Raw genomic sequence first — 22,519 nt, 5'->3', positions numbered from 1 at the left:
TGCTGGCCCGGCACGACGCGATGCGGTTGCGGCGGCAACTGCTCGCGCCCGGTGGGGCGCCGGCCCCCGCCGCCGACGCCGGACCCGCGCCGGCCACGCCGTACTGCGACGAGGCCGACCGGCGGCTGATCCTCGGTCACCTGGACCTGGTCACCCCGTTCGAGGAGCTCATCACGCCCCTGTACGAGGTGATGTTCCGCCGCCACCCCTATCTGCGCTCGATGTTCCCCGAGTCGATGGCGTTCCAGCGCGCCCATCTCGCCCAGATGTTCCAGTACTTGACGGACCATCTGGACCGGCCCGAGGAGGTCGTCGCCACCTTCACCCGGCTGGGCCGCGACCACCGCAAACTCGGCGTCCGCCGCGCCCACTACGCGACGTTCGAGGACGCCCTGCGCGAGGCGCTGCGGCTGCGCGCGGGCCGACGCTGGAGCGTGGAACTGGAACGGGCCTGGCTGCGCATGCTGCGGTCAGCCGTCGACGCCATGGTCGCCGGGGCGGACGCCGCGCTGACCGAACCGCCCTACTGGCACGCCACGGTGGTCCGCCACGACCTGCGCCGCCCGGACCTGGCGGTGCTGCGCGTGCGCACCCACGAGCCCTACCCCTACCGGGCCGGCCAGTACGGCGCGCTGGAGTCGCCCTTACTACCGCACGCCTGGCGGCAGTACTCGATGGCCTGCGCCCCGCGCGCCGACAACATCGTCGAGTTCCATGTGCGGCGCACCGGCCCGGACGGGGTGAGCGAGGCCCTGGTGGACCGGACGCGCGCCGGCGACACCCTGCGGCTCGGCCCCGCCACCGGCACGATGACCCTCGGCGACGAACTCTCCCGCGATCTGCTGCTGGTGGCCGGCGGCAGCGGCCTCGCCCCCGTCAAGGCCCTGCTCGACGAACTGGCCGGCCGCCGCACCGGCGACCGGCGCGTCAACCTCCTCCTCGCCGCCCGGGACCGCGGCGACCTCTACGACGGCGAGTGGCTCGCCGACCTCGAACGCCGCCGCCCCTGGCTGACCGTGCTGCCCGTCCTCGGCGACGCGCCCACGCCCGGCGGCCGGTCCGTGATCGCCGACGCCGTGGCGCGCCACGGCGAATGGGCGGACCGCCTCGCCTACGTCAGCGGACCGTCCGGGATGGTCGAGGACGCCGTACGCGCGCTGCGCGGGCTCGGGGTGCCGGCCGCGCGGATCCATCACGACCCGCTGGGCTCGTCCCCCGTGTCGTCGGTCTCCGCCGCCAGATGGTGATCCACGCTCACCACGCCGTCGACGCTCTGGCACAGCTGGACGAGGACCGGCACCAGACTGCTGCGCCGCACCGAGCCGCTGAGCCGCACCTGACCGTGGTTCACCTCGACGCCCACGGCTGACGGCGGCTGACGCAGCGTACGGACGAGGACGTCCTCGATGATCTCCTCGCGGATGGCCCGGTCGGTGCGGAGGAAGACCCGCAGCAGATCGCCCCGGCTGACCAGGCCCACCAGCCGGCCCGTCTCGTCCACCACGGGCAGCCGCTTGACGCGGTGCTCCTCCATGGTGCGGGCGGCCTCCACCACGCTCCAGTCCGGCCGGGCGCACACGGCCGGACTGGTCATCAGCCCCTCGGCGGTGGTCGCCTCGTGCTTCGCGCCGAAGGAGTTCGCGATCGTCGCGTTCGCCTGGGCGCCGGGAGCGCCGGGAGCGCCGTAGGGGTCGGGCCGCCGCGAGGCCTTCGCCAGCAGATCCGCCTCGGAGACCACCCCCACCGGCCGGTCCTCGGCGTCCACCACCGGGACCGCGGTGATGTCGTGCTCCTGAAGCACGTGCACGATCTCGGTGAACAGCGTGCCGCGCTGGACCCGGACGACCGAGCGGGTCATCAGGTCGCCCACGGTTCTGTGCTGGAGCATGTTCCGGTCCCTGTTCCTCCGTGTCCGCAGGGAGGACGGGCACGCCCCCGCCGCTCTCCCGTGATGCCCTCCCAGCCTCGCACATACGGGGACGTACCGGTGCCGCCCGGGTCGGGCATGACCGGCATGTGGCGATCTCATGTCAACCACCCGGGACCCTTCCCCTGACCAGTGTTGACTCGATACCGTCCGGTCGGTTGTGATCGGTCGTCGATCGCGACCGACCACAGACCGGGCCCCCGCCACCGGGGCCGCCCGCACCGAAAGGACCTCCGTGCGCGCACAGCTCCGCCGAAGAGCGATATCGGCTCTCGTCACCACCGTCGTCGCCACCCCCGCGCTGCTCGCCGTGGCGGCGCCCGCCGAGGCGCGGCCCGCCGGGCAGCACGAGAAGGCCGAACGGCTCGCCCGCAAGCTCGTCAAGACCTCCTCGGGGAAGAGCGCCTACCGCCACCTCCAGGCCCTCCAGAAGATCGCGGACGCCAACGGGGGCAACCGCGCCGCCGGCACGGCCGGCCACGTGGCGTCCACCGAGTACGTCTACAGCCTGCTCAAGAAGGCCGGTTATGACGTCTCGTACCAGGACTTCGACTTCTACGAGTCCAAGGCGCTGCGCGAGAAGCTGAGCGTCGTCTCGCCCGAGCCGCGCGAGATCCGTACGTTCGCCTACAAGTTCAGCAAGGCCACGCCCGAGGGCGGCCTCGTCGCCCCGCTGGCCGCGGTCCGCGTCGACGAGACCCCGGGCTGCGGTCTGGACGACTACGCAGGCCAGGACTTCACCGGGAAGATCGCGCTGGTCAAGCGCGGCAGCTGCGCCCTCCAGCAGAAGGAGGAGATCGCCGCCAAGGCGGGCGCCGCCGGCCTGATCCTCTACAACCACTCCGGCACCGAGCCGGTCCGGGGCACCGTCGGGAGCCCGGACAAGGCCCACATCCCGGCCGCGGGCGTCTCCCTCGCCGACGGCGAGGCACTGGCCGCGCAGGTCGCCAAGGGCGAGACCAAGGTCCGCCTCGACGTGGCCACCGAGGCGATCAAGCGCCCCACCCGCAATGTGATCGCCGAGACCAGGGGCGGCAGCGCCGACCACGTGGTGACGCTCGGCAGTCACCTCGACTCCGTGCCCGCCGGCCCCGGCATCAACGACAACGGCTCCGGCTCCGCCGGCCTGCTGGAGGTCGCCCTCAAGCTCGCCCAGCAGACCCGCGGCCACGGCCAGCAGCCCACCAACAAGGTGCGGTTCGCCTGGTGGTCCGGTGAGGAGCTCGGCCTCCTCGGCTCCGACCACTACGTGGACCGGCTGAGCGACAAGCAGCGCAAGCAGATCGCGCTCTACCTCAACTTCGACATGATCGCATCGCCGAACCCGGTGGAGTTCGTCTACGACGGCGACGACTCCGACCACACGGGCTCGGGCCCCGGTCCCAAGGGCTCGGCGCAGATCGAGAAGCTGATCAACGGCTACCTCGACCGCAAGGGCGCCCCGCACGAGGGCACCGACTTCGACGGCCGCTCCGACTACGGCCCGTTCATCGCCAAGGGCATCCCGGCGGGCGGCACCTTCACCGGCGCCGAGGGCATCAAGACCAAGGAGCAGGCGGCCCGGTTCGGCGGCACGGCGGGCGCCGCCTACGACCCCAACTACCACGGCGCCGGCGACACCCTCGCCAACATCGACCGCAAGGCGTTCGACCTCAACATCGGCGTCATCGCGCACGCGGTCGGCATCTACGCCCACGACCTGAGCTCGCTCGACGAGCCCGCGGGGCACTGACCCCCGGGGCCGGGCGGCTCCGCCGGCGCCGCCCGGCCCGGTTCACCTCCGCCCCACCTCCGCGTTCGACCTCCGCGTTCCAGCGAGCGGAACACTTCCCCGGTCCCGCCGCCCGGGTGCCTAGGGTCACGGACAACCGCACCGCCGGGAGGCCGGCCACGGAAGCCCGGACCACGGAGCCAGGGAGGGGAGCCCGGATGCGATCCTGCGTGCTCAAGGCGGTCCCGGAGGACTTCACCGTCACCGAGTGCCTGGGGCTGCCCACCGGCAGGGCCGCCGACCGCGACTACCAGTACCTGCTGCTGCGCAAACGCGGCTACACCACCCATGAGGCCATGAGCGCCCTCGCCGCCCACCTGGGCGTCCCCCCGGACGCCGTCGCGGCCGCCGGCCTCAAGGACGACGGCGGCGTCACCGAGCAGTACCTGTCGCTGCGCGGCCCGGTCTCCGACGGCCGGCTGCGCGCCTTCAGCGCGGGCATCGGCGACGACCACCACTGGCTGCGCCTCACCGCCCACGGATACGGCCCCGAACCCCTGCGCGCCGGGGACCTCGACGGGAACTGCTTCCGCGTCGTGGCCCGCGCCCTCGACCCCGGGACCGCCGAGACCCTGCGGGAAGGCCCCGCCCGGCACACCCTCTTCTTCGTCAACTACTACGACGCCCAGCGCTTCGGCGTGCCCGGCGGCCCCAAGGAGGCCCACCTGATGGGCGAGGCGCTGCTGCGCGGCGACGACGCCAGGGCCTTCGCCCTGCTGCGCCGATCCGGCTCCCCCGAAGGACGCCTGGCACAAGGCCACCGGGGCAGCCCCGCCCGCTTCCTGGCCGGCCTCGACCCCCGCGTCCCCGTCTTCTACCGCTGCTCGTACGCCTCGTACCAGTGGAACGGCCGGCTGCGCGACCAGGTGGAGCGGGCGGCGGACGGGCGGACCGTCGACGAGGAGGACGACGGCATCCCGTACACCTTCCCGACCACCGCCGAGGTCGCCGTCGCCGTCCTCGCCCGGTGCCCCGTCCTGGACCTCGACCGCTACCGCTGGGCCGCCGGGACCATCCGGCACGACCGGGCACCGCGGCCGGCCGTCGTACAGACCCAGCTCAGGATCGACGGTGTGGCCCCCGACGAGCTCCACCCGGGCCGGTGGCGCTGCCGGCTGTCGTTCTTCCTGCCCTCCGGCTGCTACGCCACCACGGCCGTACGGCAGTTCCTGCTCCAGCGGGAGGACGAGCGGGAGCCGCCCGTCAGCGGGCCTCGACGGCCCCCAGCTGGGCCACGGTCGCGGCCGCGGCACCCTGGGCGTGGCGCACCGTGGTCATCAGGCGCACCCGGTCCAGCGGGCCGACCACGGTGATGCCCGCCAGGGCGTGGCCCGTGGGATGCAGCACCGGCACCGCGACGGCCACCGACCGCAGCCTTCCCGTGGCCACGGCGTAGCCCTGCCGGGCGACCTCCGACAGTTCCTCCCGCAGGGCCGGGGTATGGGCCAGCATCGCCTTGCCCGCGGCCCCGGCGCAGAGCTCGCCCTGCTCGGCGCGCCACGGACCGTCGGCCGGCGGCGCGGGAGAGCGGATGCCCTCCAGATGGACGACGCTCGTGCCGTCGAGGACGGACAGATAGGTGCTGTGACGCGTCACGTCGTGCAGTCGTTCGAGGAAGGGCGACGCCACTTCCCGCAGTCTTCGCTGCCAGGGCGCGCGCGAGCCGAGCAGGAAGAGGTCGTGTCCCAGCCGGACGCCGCCCCGGCCGCGCTCGAGTAATCCCCAGTCGACCAGCTCCTTGATCAGCCGGTGGACGGTCGGTTTCGGCAGACGGGTACGGCGAGCCAGCTCGGAGAGGGTCAGCTCCGTCTCTCCCGCGCGGAAACAGGCCAGCAGCGCGAGACCCCGTGAGAGTTTGGACCGGGCTCCGGGCGTGGCGCTGAGATCGAGGTACACCAAGGCTGCCCCCAGTATCTGCGGCTCACCCCTCCGTGGAGAGGTCCGTGGAGAACCTACCGCCGCGGGTAGGGATTCGGGTGGCGTCCGCGTCGCGTTCGTCCGGGTCCTGTGAAGCCGGGCGGTCCTGGGCCGCCCCGCGCGAGGGAGAGCACCATGCAGAAGATCACCCCCTGTCTGTGGTTCGACGACCGGGCGGAGGAGGCGGCCACGTTCTACACGTCCGTCTTCCCCGGCTCCCGGATCGTGGACGTCCGGCGCTACGGGGAGACGGGCCCCAGGCCGGCCGGGATGGTGATGACCGTCGAGTTCGAGCTCTCGGGGCAGCGGTTCATCGCGCTCAACGGCGGCCCGGACTTCACGTTCAACGAGGCGATCTCGCTGATGGTGGACTGCGTGACGCAGGAGGAGGTGGACGAGCTGTGGGCCCGGCTCAGCGGCGACGGCGGGGCCGAGGGCCCCTGCGGCTGGCTCAAGGACAAGTACGGCGTCTCGTGGCAGATCGTACCGAGGGTCCTCATGGAGCTGGTGGGCGATCCCGATCCGGTCAAGTCCCAGCGGGCCATGCGGGCGATGCTGGGCATGAAGAAAATCGACATCCAGGGCCTGCTGGACGCCTCCGAGGGGTAAGGACGGCCTGTGGAGGCCGGGTTGGCGAGGGAGACGGGGCGGCGTGAAAGCACCGCATCGCGGTCGGTTTTACCTCGCCAACATTGCTCCATGACCAAAGCTTGACTAACGTCCTGTCGCGTCGACCGGGGCCCCGAGGGCGCCCGGACCAGTACCAGCACACCTGCACCCGCACCTGTGCCTGCACCGCAGACGCAGAAAACCCCGGGGTCGTATCGCGCCTGACCGCGCGACAGCTCCCGGGGCTTCCCCACTCTTCGCTTGTCCTTCTCGTGACGCCGACGACCCGACCGCGAGCTTTAGCGGGCAGCGGTCAAATGCACGCGTCGGCGCCCCCTGTTCCCCGGAGGGTACCGTGAATCACCCCGACCGGCTACGTGCCGCCATCGCCGAGAACGGCACCACGCCGCTCATCGGTGTCTTCGACATGTTCTCCGCCTCCGTCGCCGCCCAGCACTACGACGGCATGTTCGTCTCCGGGTTCGGCTTCGCCGCCTCGCACTACGGCCTGCCGGACATAGGTTTCATCGCCTGGCCGGACATCGTCGCCTTCGTCCAGCGGATGCGCCTGGCGTTCCCCGCCCACCATCTGCTCGTCGACATCGACGACGGCTATGTCGACCCCGAGACCGCCTGCCACACTGTGCAGCACCTGGAGGCCATCGGCGCCTCGGGCGTGATCCTGGAGGACCAGAAGCGCCCGCGCCGCTGCGGGCACGTCGACGGCAAGCAGATCCTGCCGCTGGAGGAGTACCTGGAGAAGCTCGAACTCGTCCTGTCCGCCCGGCGCGACCTCGTCGTCGTCGCCCGGACCGACGCCACCGAGGAGGACGAGATCCTGCGCCGCGCGGAGGCGCTGGCCGCCAGCGACGCCGATGTGATCCTCGTCGACGGTGTGCGCAGCGTCGAGTGGATCCGCAAGGTGCGCGGCGTCATCGGCGACAAGCCGCTGCTGTTCAACCAGATCGCGGGCGGCAAGTCCCCGCGCCTCAGCCGGTCCGAACTGACCGAGCTGGGCGTGGACGTGGCGATCTACAGCACGCCGTGCCTGTTCGCCGCCCAGTCCGCGATGGACGAGGCGCTGCGGCGGCTCAAGGACGACGACGGACGGCTGCCCGAGACCACGCCGTCGAGCGTGGGCGTCGCCGAGTGCCTGGCCCTGCTGGAGAAGAACATCAGCCGCAACCACCGCCTGCCGGCCCCGACGGCGGCGGTGGCCGGGAGCTGATTCCCGTACGACGGCGGCCGACGCCCCCGCCCACCGGCCCTCCCGGGCCGGGGGGGGGGGGGGGGCGGCCGGTGGGCGGGCCGGGCCGGGGGGGGGCGGGTGGGGGGGGGTTGGCGGGGGGGGCCGGGGGGGCGGGGGCGCACGGCCGTTCCGCGACCCGGCTCAGGGTGCGCCGATGGCGTCCAGATAGGCGTCGGCCTCCGCCGGGTCGAGGAACCACCGTGCCTCGGACGGGTCCGCGTACAGCTCGGCGAAGCGGTCGGCGACCTCCGCGCGTACGGTCGCCGCCCCCAGCACCCGGGCCATGTGCGGGGACAGCGGGCCGAGCATCGCGGTGGTGAAGGCCGTCGCGTGGCGGGCGTAGGCCCAGAACTCCTCGAAGGTCTCGCGCATCCACTCGTCGTCGAAGGGCCGTTCGCCGCGTGCGAGGATCGCACGCCGGTAGACGTCGGCGCAGCGGGCGGCGCTGTTGGAGCCCTGCCCGGTGACCGGGTCGTTGACGACGACGCTGTCGCCCATGCCCAGGACGGACACGCCGTCGTCGAGCCGGGCGAGAGGGCGGCGGACGACGGGGTCGACCGCGCCGTAGAGGGTGGCGGTCGCGTCCGTCGGCTCCGCCTTCTCGCACAACTCGTGCTCCCATGGGGCGAATTCGCGCAGCAGGTCCAGGGAGCGCTTGAGGTTGTCGTGCGGCGAGGGGCGGTCCTGCCAGCAGTCGAACGGGCCGCCGGGCACGGCCTCCCACAGCAGGATGGTGCAGGGACCGCTCGTCGTCAGGGCCGGCTGGAAGAGGATCTCGCCGACATCGGGCGCCCTCAGGATGCGCACATGCGTCTCCGCCGGGTCCGGGGGAGCGGCCACGCCGCGCAGATAGAGGCAGGACAGGGTGCGCTGGGGCCGGTCGTAGGGCGAGCGCGCGGGGTCGCGCGGGAAGAGGCCGGAGAGTCCGCCGCGCCCGGCCGCCACGATCGTCAGCTCGTGCCTGCGGGCCAGCTCACCGAGCCCGGTCCGGTCCACCGAGCGGTACTCGACCCGGCCGCCCCGCCGCTCGAACAGCTCCAGCCAGCCGGAGAGTTTGACCCGCTGGTCCACCGACCGCTGGGGATGCCTCAGCCTGCCGGTGATGGCGGCCGAAACGGTTCCCGGCGGGTCGATCATGGTGGCCCGCACCGCGTGGACCGCGGGCACCCGGTCGTCCCACAGGTTCAGCCCGGCCTCCCGCTCGATCGCCTGCGCGGGCCCGAACATCGCCTGGGTGGACATTACATGCCCGTCCCGGATCTCCCCGGCCGTGCGGGCGGACACGAGCGTGACGTCGTACGCGTGGGTCTGGAGCCCCAACGCCAGCTGTAATCCCGCCTGTCCCGCTCCTACGATGGCGATCCTCCGCATGAGACCCCCTCAGGTCCGCAAGCCCGGCAACGCGTGGTGCCCGGCGGACACCACGCGTCCCATCGTGCAGTGGCGCACCGCCGGCCAACAGAGGGCGGCAGGAGCCACAGTGGGCTAGGCGACGGTGAAGGACGCCGGTGGGGTGGCGTTGTCGGCGTTGTCGTAGCCGATGGCGCAGTAGGTCCAGGGGCCCCCGGACGCCTTGAGGGTGGTGGGGATACCCAGGAAGTAGCGGTAGCCCTCGGGGTCGGCGCAGTCGGTGCCGGCCTTCGGGCCGTACTTGACCTTGTATGAGGTGATCTCCCAGGGCGCGTAGACCGGGCGTACCCAGAAGTCCTTGCCGCCTCCCTCGCCCTCGAAGCTCCGGATGTCGACCGTCGGGGCGACGGTGGGCGGGGTGTCGTCGACGCGGGCGTAGGCGTACGACGGGTGGGCGAAGGAGGCGGCCCAGCCGGGGCCGTGCGCGGTGCCGTCGGGCCCGCCGGCCACGCACAGGACGTGGAGGCCCTCCCGCCGCGGCAGCCGGTCCTTGTGGTCCACGCCCGCGGTCGTCAGCCGCTGGGGCCTGCCGTAGCCCTCGGGCCGGGTGCAGTCGGTGGCCCCGAACGGGCCGCTCTTGAAGGCGACGTACGTGTGCCGGCCCGCTTTGCCGGGGGTGACGCGCACGTCCCAGCGGGCCGGGCCCTGCGGCGTGTGCGACTGCGTGTGCTGTCCGGCCGATTCGACGGTCACCTGCTCGCCCCGGTCGAGCCGGCAGCCCGGCCGGTGCAGCCGCAGACCCGCCCCGTCCAGGCAGGAGGCCACGGCGTCGACGGGCGTGGCGTAGGCCGTGTCGTCCTTGGGCACGACCAGCCCCGACAGGCCGCCCTCGCAGGGCCGGCCGAGGCCGCAGCCCAGATAGCCGGGCGTGGCCACGGTGTTGAGCAGCCCGACGAGCCGGGTCCCGTCGGCGGTGGTGACGGCCCCGCCCGACGAGCCGCCGCTGATGCCGAGGCAGTCGGTGCGGGTGAAGTCACGCCACAGCCAGGAGGATTCGTGCAGGCTCACGGAGGCGGCCGTCGCCCGGCACGTGGACAGGCGCAGGAACCGCTTGCCCTCCTCGACCCCGTCGGTCGGCGCGTGGGCCGCCCGCAGCGGCGTCCCCGCCGCGACCGGACGGTCGGCGAGCGTCCAGGGCGTCACCTTCAGCGCGGCGAGCTCCCCGTAAGTGGCCGAGAGCTGGAGCAGCGAGACGTCGATGTCCTTCATGGTCGCGTACACGACGCGCTCGACGGTGAACCTCTTGTGCTCCGCCGTGTTGTCGTGGAAGAAGGCGGGGGTGAAGCTCCAGCCGTCGGGCGCGGCCCGGTCGACGACGACGTCATTGGTCCGCATCGTGTCGTCGGCGCAGTGCCCGTTGCTGAGGATCAGCGCCTTGCGCGCGGGATCCGGCTTCCCCGTGGCGTGCACGACGGTCGCCGTGCACGTCGTACCGCCGCCCCCGACCAGCCGGCCCGACGCCCGGAACCGCTGTCCGTCGGCCGACCCGGAGTCGATCAGCGGCGCGTCGTGGTCGCGCGGTACCGGCCCCTCGGCGGCGTGGGCCGGGCCCGCCCAGAGCGTTCCGGCGGTGACGAGAGCGGCCGCGCTCGCGGCCAGCAGACGTATTCGGGTGGGGGGAACGACGTCCCTCACGGCAATCTCCTTGATCGTCGACTGCTGACGGCCCGACTGTGGCAGAGCCCGAGGAGGCGGGCGACGGTGCGTGTCCGCTTTCGGCCAGGCGCGGAGCGTGATCAAGGAAGGGGGCGCTCGGGGTGGCGGAACGCAACCGGAATGTAGCATTCCGTAAGACTTTACGATCGCTCGATGCACAAACGCCCGCCCGCGAACGCCATTACTTGCGGAGAGGGTCAGGCCAGGACGCCCTCTCGGGGTGCGGCGACACAGGGGCCTGTACGGGCCCCGCCCGGCCCATGACCATCCACAACCGGAGGGACCAGTACTTCCGTGATCCCACACGATGCAGGCGACGGGGCGACGGGCCGGCGGCGGGGAGGGAAACGGTGACGCTCTCCCGCCATGCGGGTACGTTTCCCATGACCGAACTGCCTGCCGATTATCGTGCGTTCCACCAGCTCTACCGCCCCCGCTACATGCAGTGGGCCGAGCTCTACCTCGGCAACCGCCACGACGCCGAGGAAGCGGTGGACCAGGCCTTCGAGGACCTCTGCTTCACCTGGAGCGAGGTCCTGAGGACCGAGTCGCCCAACGCCTACGCCTGGTCCGTCGTCCGGCACCGCACGATCGACTGCGCCCGCGCCCGGGGCCGGCGCCCCACCGTCATCGACACCGCCGCCTTCGAGACGTCCGCGCTGCGGCACGCCGTCGACCCGATCGGCGAGCTCGAGGAGAGCCTGTCGGTCTACAAGGCCATCTGCGCCCTGCCCGAGCGCCAGCACGACGTCATCGTCCTTCACTACTGCCTCGGCTACAGCATCCGCGAGACCGCAGACATCATGGGCATCACCCAGGGCGGGGTACGGTCCACCGCCCGTTTCGCGAGACACCGTCTCCACGACGCCCTCGGACTGGAGAGAGAAGAGGAGCACCGGTGATCGGGTCCCTCGACCACGCCCTGGCCAAAGCCCGCCTCGAACCCCGGCCCTACACGATCGCCGACACCGATCAGGCCGAGGCCCGGCTGCGGGCCCGCCTGGCGGAGCGGATGTGGCACGGCGCGCTGTACTTCGACGACCAGATGGAGCCCGCCCGCGCCGCCGCCGTACGGGCCGCCGAGCGCAACTCGCTGCCGCACCGGGCCTTCCGGCGGCGGCTGCGGAGCCTGTGCGAGACGGTCGTCGCCCAGGACCTCCACAAGCTCGGGGCCTTCCTGGCCCACCGGATGCTGGAGCCCGACGGCGCGCTGGTCCTCGGCTGTGTGCTCCAGCTCGCGGACCGGGAGGACAGCGCGCGGTTCTGGTGGCAGTTCGCCGCCGGCGCGGACGCCGCCGGCGCCGCCTGCTGCCTCTACCTCCACCACATGGCCTTCGGCGAGCGCAGGGAAGCGGAGCTGTGGCGCCGTCAGGCCGGGCTGGAGGCGCTCATCCCGCAGACCCCGGAGGACATCGACCGGGGCGACCTCAACGCCGCCCTCCAGATGCTCGACAGCCTCCGCGACGGGGAGTGCTTCTCGCCCGCCGCGAGCGCCGTCATCGCCTACGTCCCCGACGCCCTCGGCTTCGTCGAGGAGGTCGATCTGCCCCTGCCCCAGCCCGACTTCCCCGAACGCATCGGGGAACTCACCGCCACGGCCTGACCGATGACACCCCGGAGGGGCCGGTGGGACGCCGGTCGCCTCCCGGGGGCCTGAGCTGTGGACAGGGAGCGCCTGCCGGACCGAGAATCACCCTTATGACCTCACCCGACTTCCGTACGCGCCTCACCCGGCCCTCCGAGGCCGAACGGAACCAGGCCCTGGTCGTACTGAGGGACGGTGCCGGCGACGGCAGGCTCTCCCACGACACCTTCATGCGCCGGATGAACATCGTCCTGACCGCCCGCCCCCGCGCCGAGATCGACCTCGCCATGGCCGACCTGCGCACCCACGGCCGCTTCTCGGAGTTCCTCGTCCGCACGGTCACTCGCCTGGCGGGGTTCACGGGCCGGCTGCGCGGCGCCTGGCGCGGCGCCCGGCTGCCCGGCCTCCGGCTGCCCGAGCCGGGCGAGGCCACGCTCGGCATCGGCCGCTCACCCCTGTCCGACCTGCGCTTCGACCACGACACGGTCTCCCGCCGCCACGCCGAGCTGCGCTACGTGGACAACCACTGGCGCCTGTCCGACCTGGGCTCGCGCAACGGAACGTACGTCAACGGGCTGCGCATAGCAGGCGCCGTACGGGTCCACCCCGGCGACCAGGTCGCCTTCGGCAGTCTGCATTTCCGTTTGTCCGCCTGAGCCGTTCGTCTGCCTGATCCGTTTGTCCGTTGCCTGATCTGTTTGTCCGTCTGATCCCTCGCACCGGCCTTCGCTCCTTCGCGCGGGGCACGCGCCCCCCGCCCTCCGGTGCCCCGGGCGCCCCCCGGTCGTTGGCCCGGGCATGGGCAGACGGCAGGGGAACGGACGCACCCGACGGGAGTTCCTGGCGACGGCGGGCGGCGCCGGCGGCGCGGCCGCCCTGACGGCCGCCGGACGCGCCGGGGCCGCCGCCCGGCACGGCGGAACGGGCCGCGGCGTGGCGGTGCTCGGCGGCGGAGTGGCAGGGCTCAGCGCCGCGCAGGAGCTCGCCGAACGCGGCTACCGCGTCACCGTGTACGAACGCAACACCGCGCTCGGCGGCAAGGCCCGCAGCATGGACGTCCCCGGCACGGCCCGGGACGGACGGCGCCCGCTCCCGGGAGAGCACGGCTTCCGCTTCTTCCCCGGCTTCTACCGCAACCTCCCCGACACCCTGCGCAGGATCCCGCTGCCGGACGGCCGGCACAGCGTCCACGACAACCTGGTGAACGCCACCGAGGAACTCTTCGCCCGCGACGGCGGCCGCCCGGACCTCCGCATCCCCTTCCACACCCTCCTCGCCCCGCCCGGCCTCGCCGCACTGCTCCCCGACGCCCTCCCCGGCACCCTCGCGGGCGCGCTGGACACGGCCCTGCGCCTGCCGGCCGACGAGCTCCTCCACTTCGCCCACCGCGTGCTCGTCCACCTCACCAGCTGCGACCGGCGCCGGTACGGCCAGTGGGAGCGGGTGCCCTGGTGGGACTTCATCGACGCGGACCGCATGTCACGCGACTACCAGCGCCTCCTCGGCACCGGCCTCACCCGGAACATCATCGCCACCAAGGCCGAGATCGCCAGCACCCGGACCGTCGCCCGGGTCTTCCAGGCCTTCCTCTACAACGGCCTCGGCCGGGGCAACGACGGGGAGCCGGACCGGGTGCTCAACGCCCCCACCAACGAGGCGTGGATCAACCCCTGGGCCGCCCATCTGCGCCGCCTCGGCGTCCGCTTCGAGCTCGGCACCGAGGTCGAGGAGGTGGTGTACAAGGGCGGCCGGGTCAGCCACGTCCGGCTGCGGTCCCGGGAGATCGGCGTACCCCGCGCCGCGAGCGCCGACCACTACCTCAGCGCGATGCCCGTCGAGCACGCCCGCGCCACCTGGGGGAGCGCCCTGCGGGCCGCCGACCCCCGCCTCGCCCGCTGCGACCGGCTGAAGACCGACTGGATGGTGGGCGTGCAGTTCTACCTCCGCACCCGCACCCCCGTCGTGCACGGGCACGTCGACCACGTGGACTCCCCGTGGGCGCTCACCACCATCAGCCAGGCGCAGTTCTGGCCCGGCCGCGACTTCCGCGCGGACTACGGCGACGGCCAGGTGGCCGACTGCCTGTCCGTGTGCGTCTCGCAATGGGACGCGCCCGGCATTCTCTACGGCAAGCCCGCGATCGCGTGCACCCGGCAGGAAGTGATCCGCGAGGTGTGGGCCCAGCTGAAGGCCGGGCTGAACGACACCGGGCGGCAGGTGCTGGCCGACGCCGACGTCCACTCCTGGTTCATGGACCCGGCGGTCACGGGCCTGGGCGGCCCGTCCCCCGTCAATCGCGACCAGCTCCTCATCCACCCCACGGGCAGCTGGTACGACCGCCCCGCGAGCCGCACCGCCGTACCCAACTTCTTCCTCGCCGGGGACTACGTCGCCACCGACATGGACCTCGCGACCATGGAGGGCGCCAACGAGTCCGCCCGCCGCGCGGTCAACGCCCTGCTGGACGCGGACGGCTCCCCGGCCCCGCGCTGCCGGGTCCGGACCCTGTACCGGCCGCCCGAGCTGGAGCCCTTCCAGCGCCAGGACGAGGCCCGCTACCGCGCGGGCCGGCCGAACGTCTTCGACCTGCGCTGACGCGCCCGGCGCCGGTCAGTCCAGCCCCCTCGCCCGCCGGAAGCGGGCCAGGCCCTCGTCGAGATCGACGACCGGCGCGGGGTAGCGCAGCGCCGCCCGCTCGGCGCCGCCCAGCCGCCAGGGCGTGTGGATCGCCGCCCCCGGCAGCGCGGCCAGCTCCGGGACCCACCGGCGCACGTAGTCGCCCCGGGGGTCGAAGCGCCTGGCCTGGACGAGGGGGTTGAGGACGCGGTGGGGGCGGGTGTCGTTGCCCGTGCCCGCCATCCACTGCCAGTTCAGCCGGTTGTTCGCCACGTCCGCGTCGACGAGGAGGCCCTCGAAGTGCCCGGCGCCCTCCCGCCAGTCGTGGTACAGCGACTTGGTCAGGAAGGAGGCCACCAGCATCCGGGCGCGATTGTGCATCCACCCCTCGTGGGCGAGCTGGCGCATGGCCGCGTCCACGACCGGGTAGCCCGTCATGCCCGCCCGCCACGCGGCGAGCTCGTCGGGGTCCGTACGCCAGCGGTCGTGCCGGGCACGGTAGTCGCGGTGCGCCGCCGCCGGGACGGCGGCCAGGACCTGGTGGTGGAAGTCGCGCCACGCCAGCTGGCGGACGAACGCCTCCGCGCCTTCGTCCGCGTGCCGCTCGTCCTCCGAGGCGGTCCGGCGGGCCCGGGAGATCACCTCGACAGGTGACAGACAGCCGAAGTGCAGATAAGAGGAGAGCCGGGACGTGGCGTCCGCCGCCAGATCGTCGTGCGTCTCCGCGTAGCCCGCGAGGCCCGAGCGCAGCCAGGCCGCCAGCCGGCGCCGGCCCTCGGTCTCGCCGCCCTTCGGCAGCCCCGCCGGGGCCGTGCCACGGGCCAGGTCCCCGGCCCCGGGGAGCGGGAGCGAGCGCACCCGGGGCAGCTCCACGAGGCGGGGCGCGGGGGAGACGGGCCGCAGCCGCTCGGCCGACCAGCGGCGGTGGTACGGGGTGAACACCGCGTAGTGGCTCTTGCCCGACGGCACGAGCACCCCCGGCGCCACGGCCGTGGTCACCGCGTCGTGCACCCTCAGCGACCGGCCGTCCACCATCAGTGCCGAACGCAGCCGCTCCTCGCGCCGCTGGGCGTAGCCGCTGGCCCCGCTCGCGACGTGCACCTCCGTCGCACCGGCCTCGGCGGCCACGCGGCACGTCTCGCGCACCACGTCCCCGGCCCGGACGATCAGCCGGCCGCCCCGCGCCCGCAGTCCCTCGTCGAGATCGGCGAGGCAGTCCGCGAGGAAGGCCGCGCGCGCCGGTGTGACGAGGCCCGCACCGGCGATGCCGGAGTCGATCACGAACAGGGGCGCCACGCACTCGGCCGCGGTCAGCGCCGCGCCCAGCGCGGGATTGTCATGCAACCGCAGATCGGCTGTGAAAAGGACGACAGCGACGCGCATGCCCCCACCCGCCTCGTTCCGGTGGCCCAGGCCGTGTCCTGCGGGCTCAGGCTAGGACACAAGGGACGCGAAGGACGGCATTGACTGTGACCCACGGGCTTGCGGATTCCTCGAAGGGATGTTCTGGTGTGGACACGCCGTGCCGGATCGACCGGCCGTGTGGAGCGCCCGTGCCGGATCGACCGGCCGCGCCGAGGCCGAAGACCAGGCCGGGAGACCTCTGGCACATGGTGTCGGTCCTCACTGCCGAGGAAGCGACTGATATTCCGTACCGGCCGTCCAGGGCCGGTCACAGTACGGCCCAGGATCGGCGACAGGCCAGCAGTGCCTGTCGCCAAGGGTCCGCGTTGGGAGATTCACGTGTCCGCTCTGTCGTCACAGCCGCCTCTGTCCGTCATCCGACCGTCCCGCCCGCCCGTCGCGATGGCGGCACCCCGCACCGGCGGCGCCCGCCACGCCCGGCCGCTGGGCCTCTACGACACCTGGTGGACGGTCGCCGGTGCCGCCGTCGCCCTGTGCGCGGGCTGGGCCGCCAGCGTGTGGGTCTCCATCCACCTCCAGGCGGACGCGTCCCTGCACACGGTCGCGCTCTTCGTGCACCTCGCCAGCCTCGTCCTGGGCTTCGGCGCCGTACTCGTCGCCGACTACTACGGACTGCTGTGGATCACCGGCCGCAGCACCCTGAGCGAGGCTCTGGGCAGCGCGGGCAAGCTCCACCTGCCCATCTGGGCCGGCCTCGCCGGACTCGTCGTGAGCGGCACCCTGCTCCACCCCAACCCCTCGGCCACGCTCACCGCGATCAAGCTGGCGTTCGTCCTCGTCCTGAGCCTCAACGGCCTCCAGGCGGGCCTGCTCAACAAGCACATGGCCCGACAGCCCGCCGGCGAGCCGTCGCCGCGCCTGCTGGCCTGGGGCGGGGCCACCGCGATGATCTCCCAGATCTGCTGGTGGGGCGCCGTGGTCATCGGCTTCATGAACACGCCGCACTGACAGGCGCGTTCCTCCACGGAAAGGGCTGCTGCCCCCGTCTCCTCGACGGGGGCAGCAGCCCTTTCCGCGTGCGGTTCAGTCGCCGCAGGCGGCGATCAGTCCGGCGGCCTCGTCGCCGATCGACCGGGCGAGCAGGTCCAGATCGGGCACGGCGACGGCGTCGGCGAGCAGGCCGTAGCAGACACGGTCCTCGTACGTGGTGATGCCCACGGCGAGGGACTGCCCGGGAGCGAGCGGGGCGAGTGGATAGACCTCGCGGACGCGGCTGTTCGCGAGCGTGAGGCCATGGGCGTCGCGCAACGGGACGCTGGAGACCAGCAGGTCGTAGAAGAGGCGGCCCGAGCGGGCGATCAGACCGCCGCCGAAACGGTGGCCGAGGGGCGGGATGGCCTCGGCGAGCAGCGCCGCGGCGCCCGGCCCGCTGGCGGGCCCGGCCTGCTTGTTGCGGTCCATGATCTTGCGCACCGCGCGCAGGCGGGCGAGGGGTTCGGCCTCGTCGACGGGGAGCCGGGCGAGATAGCCGGAGAGCCGGTTGCCCGAGGCGCTCGGGTCGCTCGGGTCGCGCAGCGACACGGGGACGAGGGCGCGTGGCTGTACGCCGTCGCTGCCGTCGCCGCGCTTGTCGAGCCAGCGCCGCAGGCCGCCCGCGACCACGGCGAGGAGGACGTCGTTGACCGTGCCGCCCGTGGCCTCGCGGACGCGGTTCACGTCGCGCAGGTCGACGGTCGCGCCGTCGGCGCGGCGAGCGCCGGTGGCGCGGGAGGCCAGGGCGGGCGAGGAACGCACGTCCAGCGCGGCACGGGCCATGGCGGAGCCGATCGACAGGGCCCGCCCGGCATCGGTGACGGCGCCGCGCACCAGGCCGGGCAGTTCGCGCGGATCGGGCAGGCGCAGAGCGGAGCCGTACTTCTCCGTCCGTGGTGCCTTGGCCGCGATCGGCGCCCCGTCGGCAGCGGCGGGGTCCAGGAGCGACAGGGCGTACGACGCCGCGCGCATGCCGTCCGCGTGGGCGTGGTGGAACGTGAACAGCACGGCGAAGGACGTGCCGTCCGCGCCCGGCAGCACATGCGCGGCCCACGGCGGCCGCTCCCGCTCCAGAGGCTGCTGCATCAGGGCCCCGGCGGCCGCGAAGAAGTCCCGTACGGGCGCGGTGAGATGGACGTGGTCCGACGGGTCGTAGCCGGGGGCGACATGGCGGGCGGCGCCGCCGAAAGGGAACAGGACGGGGCGGATTCGGGTGTTCAGCCCCGGTACGCGGGCCGCGCGGCCCGCGAGCAGCCCGGCGGCACGCCGGGCGGCGTCCGGGGTGTCGGCGTCGAGGACGACGAGCCCGCCCATGTGCAGGGGATGACCGGCGGACTCGATGTTCCAGAAGGCGAGGTCGAGCGGCGTGAGCGGTTCGGGGGTCACTTCAGGGGTCACGGGGTCTCCGGGATCACGGGGCGTGGACGTGCTCGCGCGTCGGGCGGGCCAGGGGACGACGCTGCTGGACGGAAGAGAGCAGAAGTCAATCGCTGCCGGTCGACTACGGTCAAGTGTGGACTGGATACGCTCCGTTAACGGCATGTGAAGGGCCATAGGTTTCAGCCCTTCCCCAACCCCTCTGACGGACCCCCTTCCTCGGGTAACCCGCCCCCGACCACTGCGTCGACCCCGCACGCCAGTTGTCCGGATCGGAACCCCCTGCCAAAGCGCTCCGCCGGAATCGCGATCCGGTCGCCGCGGGCCGGTGGGGGCTGGTCGCGCAGTTCCCCGCGCCCCTTACGGGGCGCGGTACTGCACCGGACTTCGGCAAGGCCGCTCAGGCGGCGGGCACCACCCGCTGATCCGGACCGTTGTACGCGCCCAGCGGACGGATCAGCGCGTTGTGGGCCAGCTGCTCGGTGATGTGCGCCGTCCAGCCCGTGACACGGCTCATCACGAAGATGGGGGTGAAGGACGGGATGTCGAACCCCATCAGGTGGTACGCGAGCCCCGCCGGGTAGTCGAGGTTGGGGTGGATGCCCGTACGGGCGGCCATCGCCTCGCGCAAGGCCGTGTGCAGGGCCGCCAGACGGGCGCTCTCCGGGTCGGCCGACAGGGCGACGAGCCGGTCCGCGGCCTGCTGCATCAGCGGGACGCGGGAGTCCCCGTGCTTGTAGACGCGGTGGCCGAAGCCCATGACCTTGCGCTTGGCGGCCAGTGCCGTCGCCAGCCACTCGCCGGCCCGCGCCGGGTCGTCGATCTCCTCCAGCGTCCGCATCACCGCCTCGTTGGCCCCGCCGTGCAGCGGCCCCTTGAGCGCGCCGATCGCGGCCGTCACCGCGCTGTAGAGGTCGGAGAGCGTGGACGTCACCACCCGCGCGGTGAACGTCGAGGCGTTGAAACTGTGCTCGGCGTACAGGATCAGCGAGACCTCGAAGCAGCGCACCACCTCCGGGTCCGGCACCTCGCCGAAGCACATGTGGAAGAAGTTCTCGGCGAGCCCCAGCGAGGGGTCGGGCGGGATCGGGTCGAGGCCGCGCCGCCTGCGGTGGTCGGCGGCGACGACCACCGGCAGTTTCGCCAGCAGCGCCAGGGACTTGGCGCGGTTGGCGGCCGGGCTGCCGTCGTCCTCGGCGGGGTCCTCCGCGCCGAACAGGCTGACGGCGGTCCGCAGGACGTCCATCGGGTGGCACGTCCGGGGCAGCCGGGCCAGTAGCTCCGCCGTCGTGCGGGCCGGCGGGCGCAGGGCGCGCTCGCGCGCCCGGAACTCCCGCAGCTGCCCGGCGTCGGGGAGCTCGCCGTGCCACAGCAGATGGGCGACCTCCTCGAACGAACGGCGTTCGGCCAGTTCCTGGACGGGATAGCCCCGGTACGTCAGGGAGTTGCTCTCCTCTATGACCGTGGAGATGGCGGTGGTGTCGACGACGACCCCGGCCAGCCCGCGGTGGATGCCGATTGTCATGGGAACCTCCGATGGTCGGGTCAAGTCAGGCCGGGTCAGGCGCCGGGCGGGAGAGTGAAGTCGAAGACCGAGGCGTCGAAGGCCGTGTACTCCTCGTAGCCGAGGAGCTCGTACAGCCGCGACCGGGTCTGCATCCGGGGGAGCAGGGACTCCTGGGACCCCTCGGCGGCCAGCGTGCGCAGACCGTCCTCGACGGCGCCCATGGCCAGGCGCAGCAGGGTGACCGGGTAGAGGGCGATGTTGTAGCCGAGGTCCTGGAGCGTATGGGCGTCCAGCAGCCGGCCCTTGCCGAACTCGGTCATGTTGGCGAGCAGGGGGACGTCCACGGCCGCGCGGAACGCCTCGAACTCCCGCTCGTCCGCGAGGGCCTCGGGGAAGACGGCGTCGGCGCCGGCGTCCACGTACGCCTTCGCGCGGTCGATCGCCGCGGCCAGGCCCTCCACGGCGCGGGCGTCGGTGCGGGCCATCAGCAGGAAGTCCGGGTCCCGGCGGGCGTCGGCGGCGGCGCGTACCCGTCGCGCCATGTCCTCGCGGGACACGACCGCCTTGCCGTCGAGGTGCCCGCAGCGCTTGGGGTTCACCTGGTCCTCCAGGTGGAGCCCGGCCAGGCCCGCGTCCTCCATCAGCTGGACGGTCCGCGCGGCGTTGAGCGGACCGCCGAAGCCGGTGTCCGCGTCGATGAGGGCGGGCAGGTCGGTGGCGCGGCAGATCTGCTGGGCGCGGACGGCCAGTTCGGTCGCGGTGGTGAGCCCGATGTCCGGCAGGCCGAGGTCGGCGGAGAGCACGGCCCCGGAGAGGTAGACGGCGTCGAAGCCGGTCTCCTGGATCAGGCGCGCCGAGAGCGGGTTGACCGCGCCCGGTACGCGCAGCAGCCGCCCGGAGGCGAGCCGCTCGCGGAAGGCGCGGCGCCGCTCGGCGGGGGTGGTGCGGGTGTGCAGCATCAGAACAGCCCCTTGGGCAGCCCGGCGTCGTACGCGGCGAGGGTGGCGGTGCCGACGGAGGGGAACAGCCCGTCCAGGCCGGCCGTGTCCAGCTCGGCCAGCCGTCCGGCGGTCTCCAGGAAACGGTCCTGGTCCTTCGGCTCGACGCGGCCCTCGGCGAGGGTGCGGAACTTGGCGGCGTAGTCCGCGCGGCCGAAGGGCCGGGCACCGGCGGGGTGGGCGTCGGCGACGGCCAGCTCGTCCTCGATCACCGTGCCGTCGGTGAGGGTGACCACCGCGCGGCCGCCGAACGCGCGGCGCCCCGGGGCCGGGTCGTGGTAGCGGCGGGTCCACTCCGGGTCCTCCACCGTCGAGACCTTCCGCCACAGCGCGACGGTCTCCGGCCGGCGGGCGCGCTCGGGCGCGTAGGAGCGCTCGTGGTGCCAGACACCGTCCTCCAGAGCGACGGCGAAGATGTACGGCACCGAGTGGTCCAGCGTCTCCCGGGCGGCCCCGGGGTCGTACTTCTGCGGGTCGCCGGACCCGGAGCCGATCACCTGGTGGGTGTGGTGACTGGTGTGGAGGACGATCCGCTCGACGCGCGCCGACGGCCCGATCCGGGGGCCCAGCCGCCGGGCGAGGTCGATGACGGCCTGCGCCTGGTACTCGGCGGAGTGCTCCTTGGTGTACGTCTCCAGGATGCCGCGCAGGGCCTCCCCGGGCTCCGGCAGCGCGACGGTGTACTCGGCGTCCGGACCGCCCAGCATCCAGGCCAGGAAGCCGTCCTCGCCCTCGTAGATCGGCGACGGCGAGCCCTCGCCGCGCATCGCGCGGTCCACGGCCTCGACCGCCGCCTTCCCGGCGAACGCCGGCGCGAACGCCTTCCAGCTGGAGATCTCGCCCTTGCGGGACTGCCGGGTGGCGGTCGTGGTGTGCACCGCCTGCTGCACGGCCTGGTACACCGTCTCCGTGGGCAGCCGCAGCATCGCCCCGATGCCGCAGACGGCGGCCGCGCCCAGGTGGGCGACGTGGTCGACGCGGTGCTCGTGGAGGCAGACGCCCTTGACGAGGGCGACGTGCACCTCGTACGCGGCGACGATGCCGCGCAGCAGGTCGGCGCCGGAGCGACCGGTGTGCTGGGCGACGGCGAGCAGGGGCGGGATGTTGTCGCCGGGGTGGGAGTAGTCGGCGGCCAGGAACGTGTCGTGGAAGTCCAGCTCCCGGACGGCCGTGCCATTGGCCCAGGCCGCCCACTCCGGGGAGACCCGCGCCCCGGCCGGGGCACCGAGGACGGAGGCGCCGGGGCGGGCGTGGTGGGGGAGGGCCTGCGACCGGGCGACGGCCACCGGGCGGCGCGCCAGGGAGGCGACGGCGACGGCGGTGTTGTCGACGACCCGGTTGACGGCCATCGCGGCGGCGTCGGGGTCGAGTTCCGCGGCCGCCGGGGTGGCGGTGGCGACGGCCGCGAGCTTCCAGGCGAGCTGGTCCTCGCGGGGCAGCGGGGCGGCGCTGGGGTGGACGCGTATCCGGTGGTCGATCAACGGGGCTCCTCGGAGGACG

19 protein-coding genes are annotated in these 22,519 nt (G+C 73.3%); 10 read left to right on the top strand and 9 right to left on the bottom strand.

Annotation, left to right across the window (positions count from 1 at the left end; genetic code table 11):
* Positions 1–20 precede the first annotated feature (20 nt).
* Positions 21–1,247, top strand: coding sequence for a globin domain-containing protein (locus tag AB0E98_RS09470; protein ID WP_361700562.1), 1,227 nt, complete (start codon positions 21–23; stop codon positions 1,245–1,247).
* Here the strand turns inward: AB0E98_RS09470 and AB0E98_RS09465 are convergent.
* Entirely contained in the window at positions 1,193–1,888 is a 696-nt protein-coding gene (locus tag AB0E98_RS09465; RefSeq protein ID WP_361700424.1) for a CBS domain-containing protein, read from the bottom strand. The genes AB0E98_RS09470 and AB0E98_RS09465 overlap by 55 nt on opposite strands.
* 274 nt (positions 1,889–2,162) lie before the next feature.
* On the opposite strand from AB0E98_RS09465, the gene AB0E98_RS09460 reads away from it, so the two are divergent.
* On the top strand, positions 2,163–3,659 hold the full coding sequence (locus AB0E98_RS09460; protein ID WP_361700422.1) for a M28 family metallopeptidase: 1,497 nt from the start codon (positions 2,163–2,165) through the stop codon (positions 3,657–3,659).
* Positions 3,660–3,856: 197 nt separating this feature from the next.
* A complete protein-coding gene (gene truD, locus AB0E98_RS09455; RefSeq protein WP_361700420.1) occupies positions 3,857–5,011 on the top strand; it encodes a tRNA pseudouridine(13) synthase TruD in 1,155 nt (384 codons plus the stop codon).
* Here truD and AB0E98_RS09450 read toward each other — a convergent pair.
* On the bottom strand, positions 4,902–5,594 hold the full coding sequence (locus AB0E98_RS09450) for a helix-turn-helix domain-containing protein (protein ID WP_361700559.1): 693 nt from the start codon (positions 5,592–5,594) through the stop codon (positions 4,902–4,904). The genes truD and AB0E98_RS09450 overlap by 110 nt on opposite strands.
* 156 nt (positions 5,595–5,750) lie before the next feature.
* Between AB0E98_RS09450 and AB0E98_RS09445 the strand changes: the two genes are divergently transcribed.
* The gene (locus AB0E98_RS09445) at positions 5,751–6,224 is read left to right on the top strand and encodes a VOC family protein (RefSeq protein ID WP_361700418.1); all 474 of its coding nucleotides are present in this window, start codon (positions 5,751–5,753) and stop codon (positions 6,222–6,224) included.
* A 355-nt stretch (positions 6,225–6,579) separates the two neighbouring features.
* On the top strand, positions 6,580–7,452 hold the full coding sequence (locus tag AB0E98_RS09440; RefSeq protein ID WP_361700416.1) for an isocitrate lyase/PEP mutase family protein: 873 nt from the start codon (positions 6,580–6,582) through the stop codon (positions 7,450–7,452).
* A 162-nt stretch (positions 7,453–7,614) separates the two neighbouring features.
* On the opposite strand, the gene AB0E98_RS09435 is transcribed toward AB0E98_RS09440, so the two are convergent.
* Together AB0E98_RS09435 and AB0E98_RS09430 are read right to left on the bottom strand one after the other, a co-directional pair.
* Positions 7,615–8,793, bottom strand: a complete 1,179-nt coding sequence (locus AB0E98_RS09435; protein ID WP_361700413.1) for a styrene monooxygenase/indole monooxygenase family protein — start codon at positions 8,791–8,793, stop codon at positions 7,615–7,617.
* Between the two features lie 165 nt (positions 8,794–8,958).
* Positions 8,959–10,518, bottom strand: coding sequence for a trypsin-like peptidase domain-containing protein (locus AB0E98_RS09430; protein ID WP_361700411.1), 1,560 nt, complete (start codon positions 10,516–10,518; stop codon positions 8,959–8,961).
* A 404-nt stretch (positions 10,519–10,922) separates the two neighbouring features.
* Here AB0E98_RS09430 and AB0E98_RS09425 point away from each other — a divergent pair, with 404 nt between their 5' ends.
* The 4 genes from AB0E98_RS09425 to AB0E98_RS09410 all read left to right on the top strand — a co-directional run bounded on the left by AB0E98_RS09425 (position 10,923) and on the right by AB0E98_RS09410 (position 14,719).
* The gene (locus AB0E98_RS09425) at positions 10,923–11,441 is read left to right on the top strand and encodes a sigma-70 family RNA polymerase sigma factor (RefSeq protein WP_126912728.1); all 519 of its coding nucleotides are present in this window, start codon (positions 10,923–10,925) and stop codon (positions 11,439–11,441) included.
* A complete protein-coding gene (locus AB0E98_RS09420) occupies positions 11,438–12,142 on the top strand; it encodes a hypothetical protein (protein ID WP_361700408.1) in 705 nt (234 codons plus the stop codon). Before AB0E98_RS09425 ends, AB0E98_RS09420 begins: the two co-directional genes overlap by 4 nt.
* A 95-nt stretch (positions 12,143–12,237) precedes the next feature.
* Positions 12,238–12,780 carry a DUF1707 and FHA domain-containing protein gene (locus AB0E98_RS09415; protein WP_361700406.1) on the top strand — a complete coding sequence of 181 codons (543 nt, stop codon included), beginning with the start codon at positions 12,238–12,240 and terminating at the stop codon, positions 12,778–12,780.
* Between the two features lie 142 nt (positions 12,781–12,922).
* Positions 12,923–14,719, top strand: coding sequence for an FAD-dependent oxidoreductase (locus tag AB0E98_RS09410; RefSeq protein ID WP_361700404.1), 1,797 nt, complete (start codon positions 12,923–12,925; stop codon positions 14,717–14,719).
* A gap of 15 nt (positions 14,720–14,734) precedes the next feature.
* Here the strand turns inward: AB0E98_RS09410 and AB0E98_RS09405 are convergent, their stop codons facing one another.
* Positions 14,735–16,123 (bottom strand): deoxyribodipyrimidine photo-lyase, encoded by a 1,389-nt coding sequence (locus AB0E98_RS09405; RefSeq protein WP_361700402.1) that lies wholly within the window; start codon positions 16,121–16,123, stop codon positions 14,735–14,737.
* A gap of 360 nt (positions 16,124–16,483) precedes the next feature.
* Between AB0E98_RS09405 and AB0E98_RS09400 the strand changes: the two genes are divergently transcribed.
* Positions 16,484–17,113, top strand: a complete 630-nt coding sequence (locus AB0E98_RS09400; protein WP_361700399.1) for a hypothetical protein — start codon at positions 16,484–16,486, stop codon at positions 17,111–17,113.
* 75 nt (positions 17,114–17,188) lie between these two features.
* Here AB0E98_RS09400 and AB0E98_RS09395 read toward each other — a convergent pair whose 3' ends face one another.
* The 4 genes from AB0E98_RS09395 to AB0E98_RS09380 all read right to left on the bottom strand — a co-directional run bounded on the left by AB0E98_RS09395 (position 17,189) and on the right by AB0E98_RS09380 (position 22,500).
* Positions 17,189–18,523 (bottom strand): wax ester/triacylglycerol synthase family O-acyltransferase, encoded by a 1,335-nt coding sequence (locus AB0E98_RS09395; RefSeq protein WP_361700557.1) that lies wholly within the window; start codon positions 18,521–18,523, stop codon positions 17,189–17,191.
* 391 nt (positions 18,524–18,914) lie between these two features.
* Complete coding sequence (locus AB0E98_RS09390) at positions 18,915–20,039, bottom strand: bifunctional 2-methylcitrate synthase/citrate synthase (protein ID WP_361700396.1); 1,125 nt, start codon at positions 20,037–20,039, stop codon at positions 18,915–18,917.
* Positions 20,040–20,074: 35 nt separating this feature from the next.
* Positions 20,075–20,980: a methylisocitrate lyase gene (gene prpB, locus AB0E98_RS09385; protein ID WP_361700394.1), complete on the bottom strand. Its 906-nt coding sequence runs from the start codon at positions 20,978–20,980 to the stop codon at positions 20,075–20,077.
* A complete protein-coding gene (locus tag AB0E98_RS09380) occupies positions 20,980–22,500 on the bottom strand; it encodes an MmgE/PrpD family protein (RefSeq protein WP_361700391.1) in 1,521 nt (506 codons plus the stop codon). The genes prpB and AB0E98_RS09380 overlap by 1 nt, the downstream gene beginning before the upstream one ends.
* Positions 22,501–22,519: the final 19 nt, after the last annotated feature.

The organism is Streptomyces sp. NPDC037389 (assembly GCF_040636475.1).
In the GTDB taxonomy this organism is placed as follows: Bacteria; Actinomycetota; Actinomycetes; order Streptomycetales; family Streptomycetaceae; genus Streptomyces; species Streptomyces hesseae.
This window is presented reverse-complemented; position numbering and strand designations above follow the sequence as displayed.

Coding starts and splice junctions, on each gene's coding strand:
- AB0E98_RS09465 (WP_361700424.1), bottom strand. CDS start 1,888: ATGCTCCAGCACAGAACCGTGGGCGACCTGATGACCCGCTCGGTCGTC.
- AB0E98_RS09410 (WP_361700404.1), top strand. CDS start 12,923: ATGGGCAGACGGCAGGGGAACGGACGCACCCGACGGGAGTTCCTGGCG.
- truD (WP_361700420.1), top strand. CDS start 3,857: ATGCGATCCTGCGTGCTCAAGGCGGTCCCGGAGGACTTCACCGTCACC.
- AB0E98_RS09445 (WP_361700418.1), top strand. CDS start 5,751: ATGCAGAAGATCACCCCCTGTCTGTGGTTCGACGACCGGGCGGAGGAG.
- AB0E98_RS09405 (WP_361700402.1), bottom strand. CDS start 16,123: ATGCGCGTCGCTGTCGTCCTTTTCACAGCCGATCTGCGGTTGCATGAC.
- AB0E98_RS09390 (WP_361700396.1), bottom strand. CDS start 20,039: ATGACAATCGGCATCCACCGCGGGCTGGCCGGGGTCGTCGTCGACACC.
- AB0E98_RS09470 (WP_361700562.1), top strand. CDS start 21: ATGCGGTTGCGGCGGCAACTGCTCGCGCCCGGTGGGGCGCCGGCCCCC.
- AB0E98_RS09415 (WP_361700406.1), top strand. CDS start 12,238: ATGACCTCACCCGACTTCCGTACGCGCCTCACCCGGCCCTCCGAGGCC.
- AB0E98_RS09425 (WP_126912728.1), top strand. CDS start 10,923: ATGACCGAACTGCCTGCCGATTATCGTGCGTTCCACCAGCTCTACCGC.
- prpB (WP_361700394.1), bottom strand. CDS start 20,980: ATGCTGCACACCCGCACCACCCCCGCCGAGCGGCGCCGCGCCTTCCGC.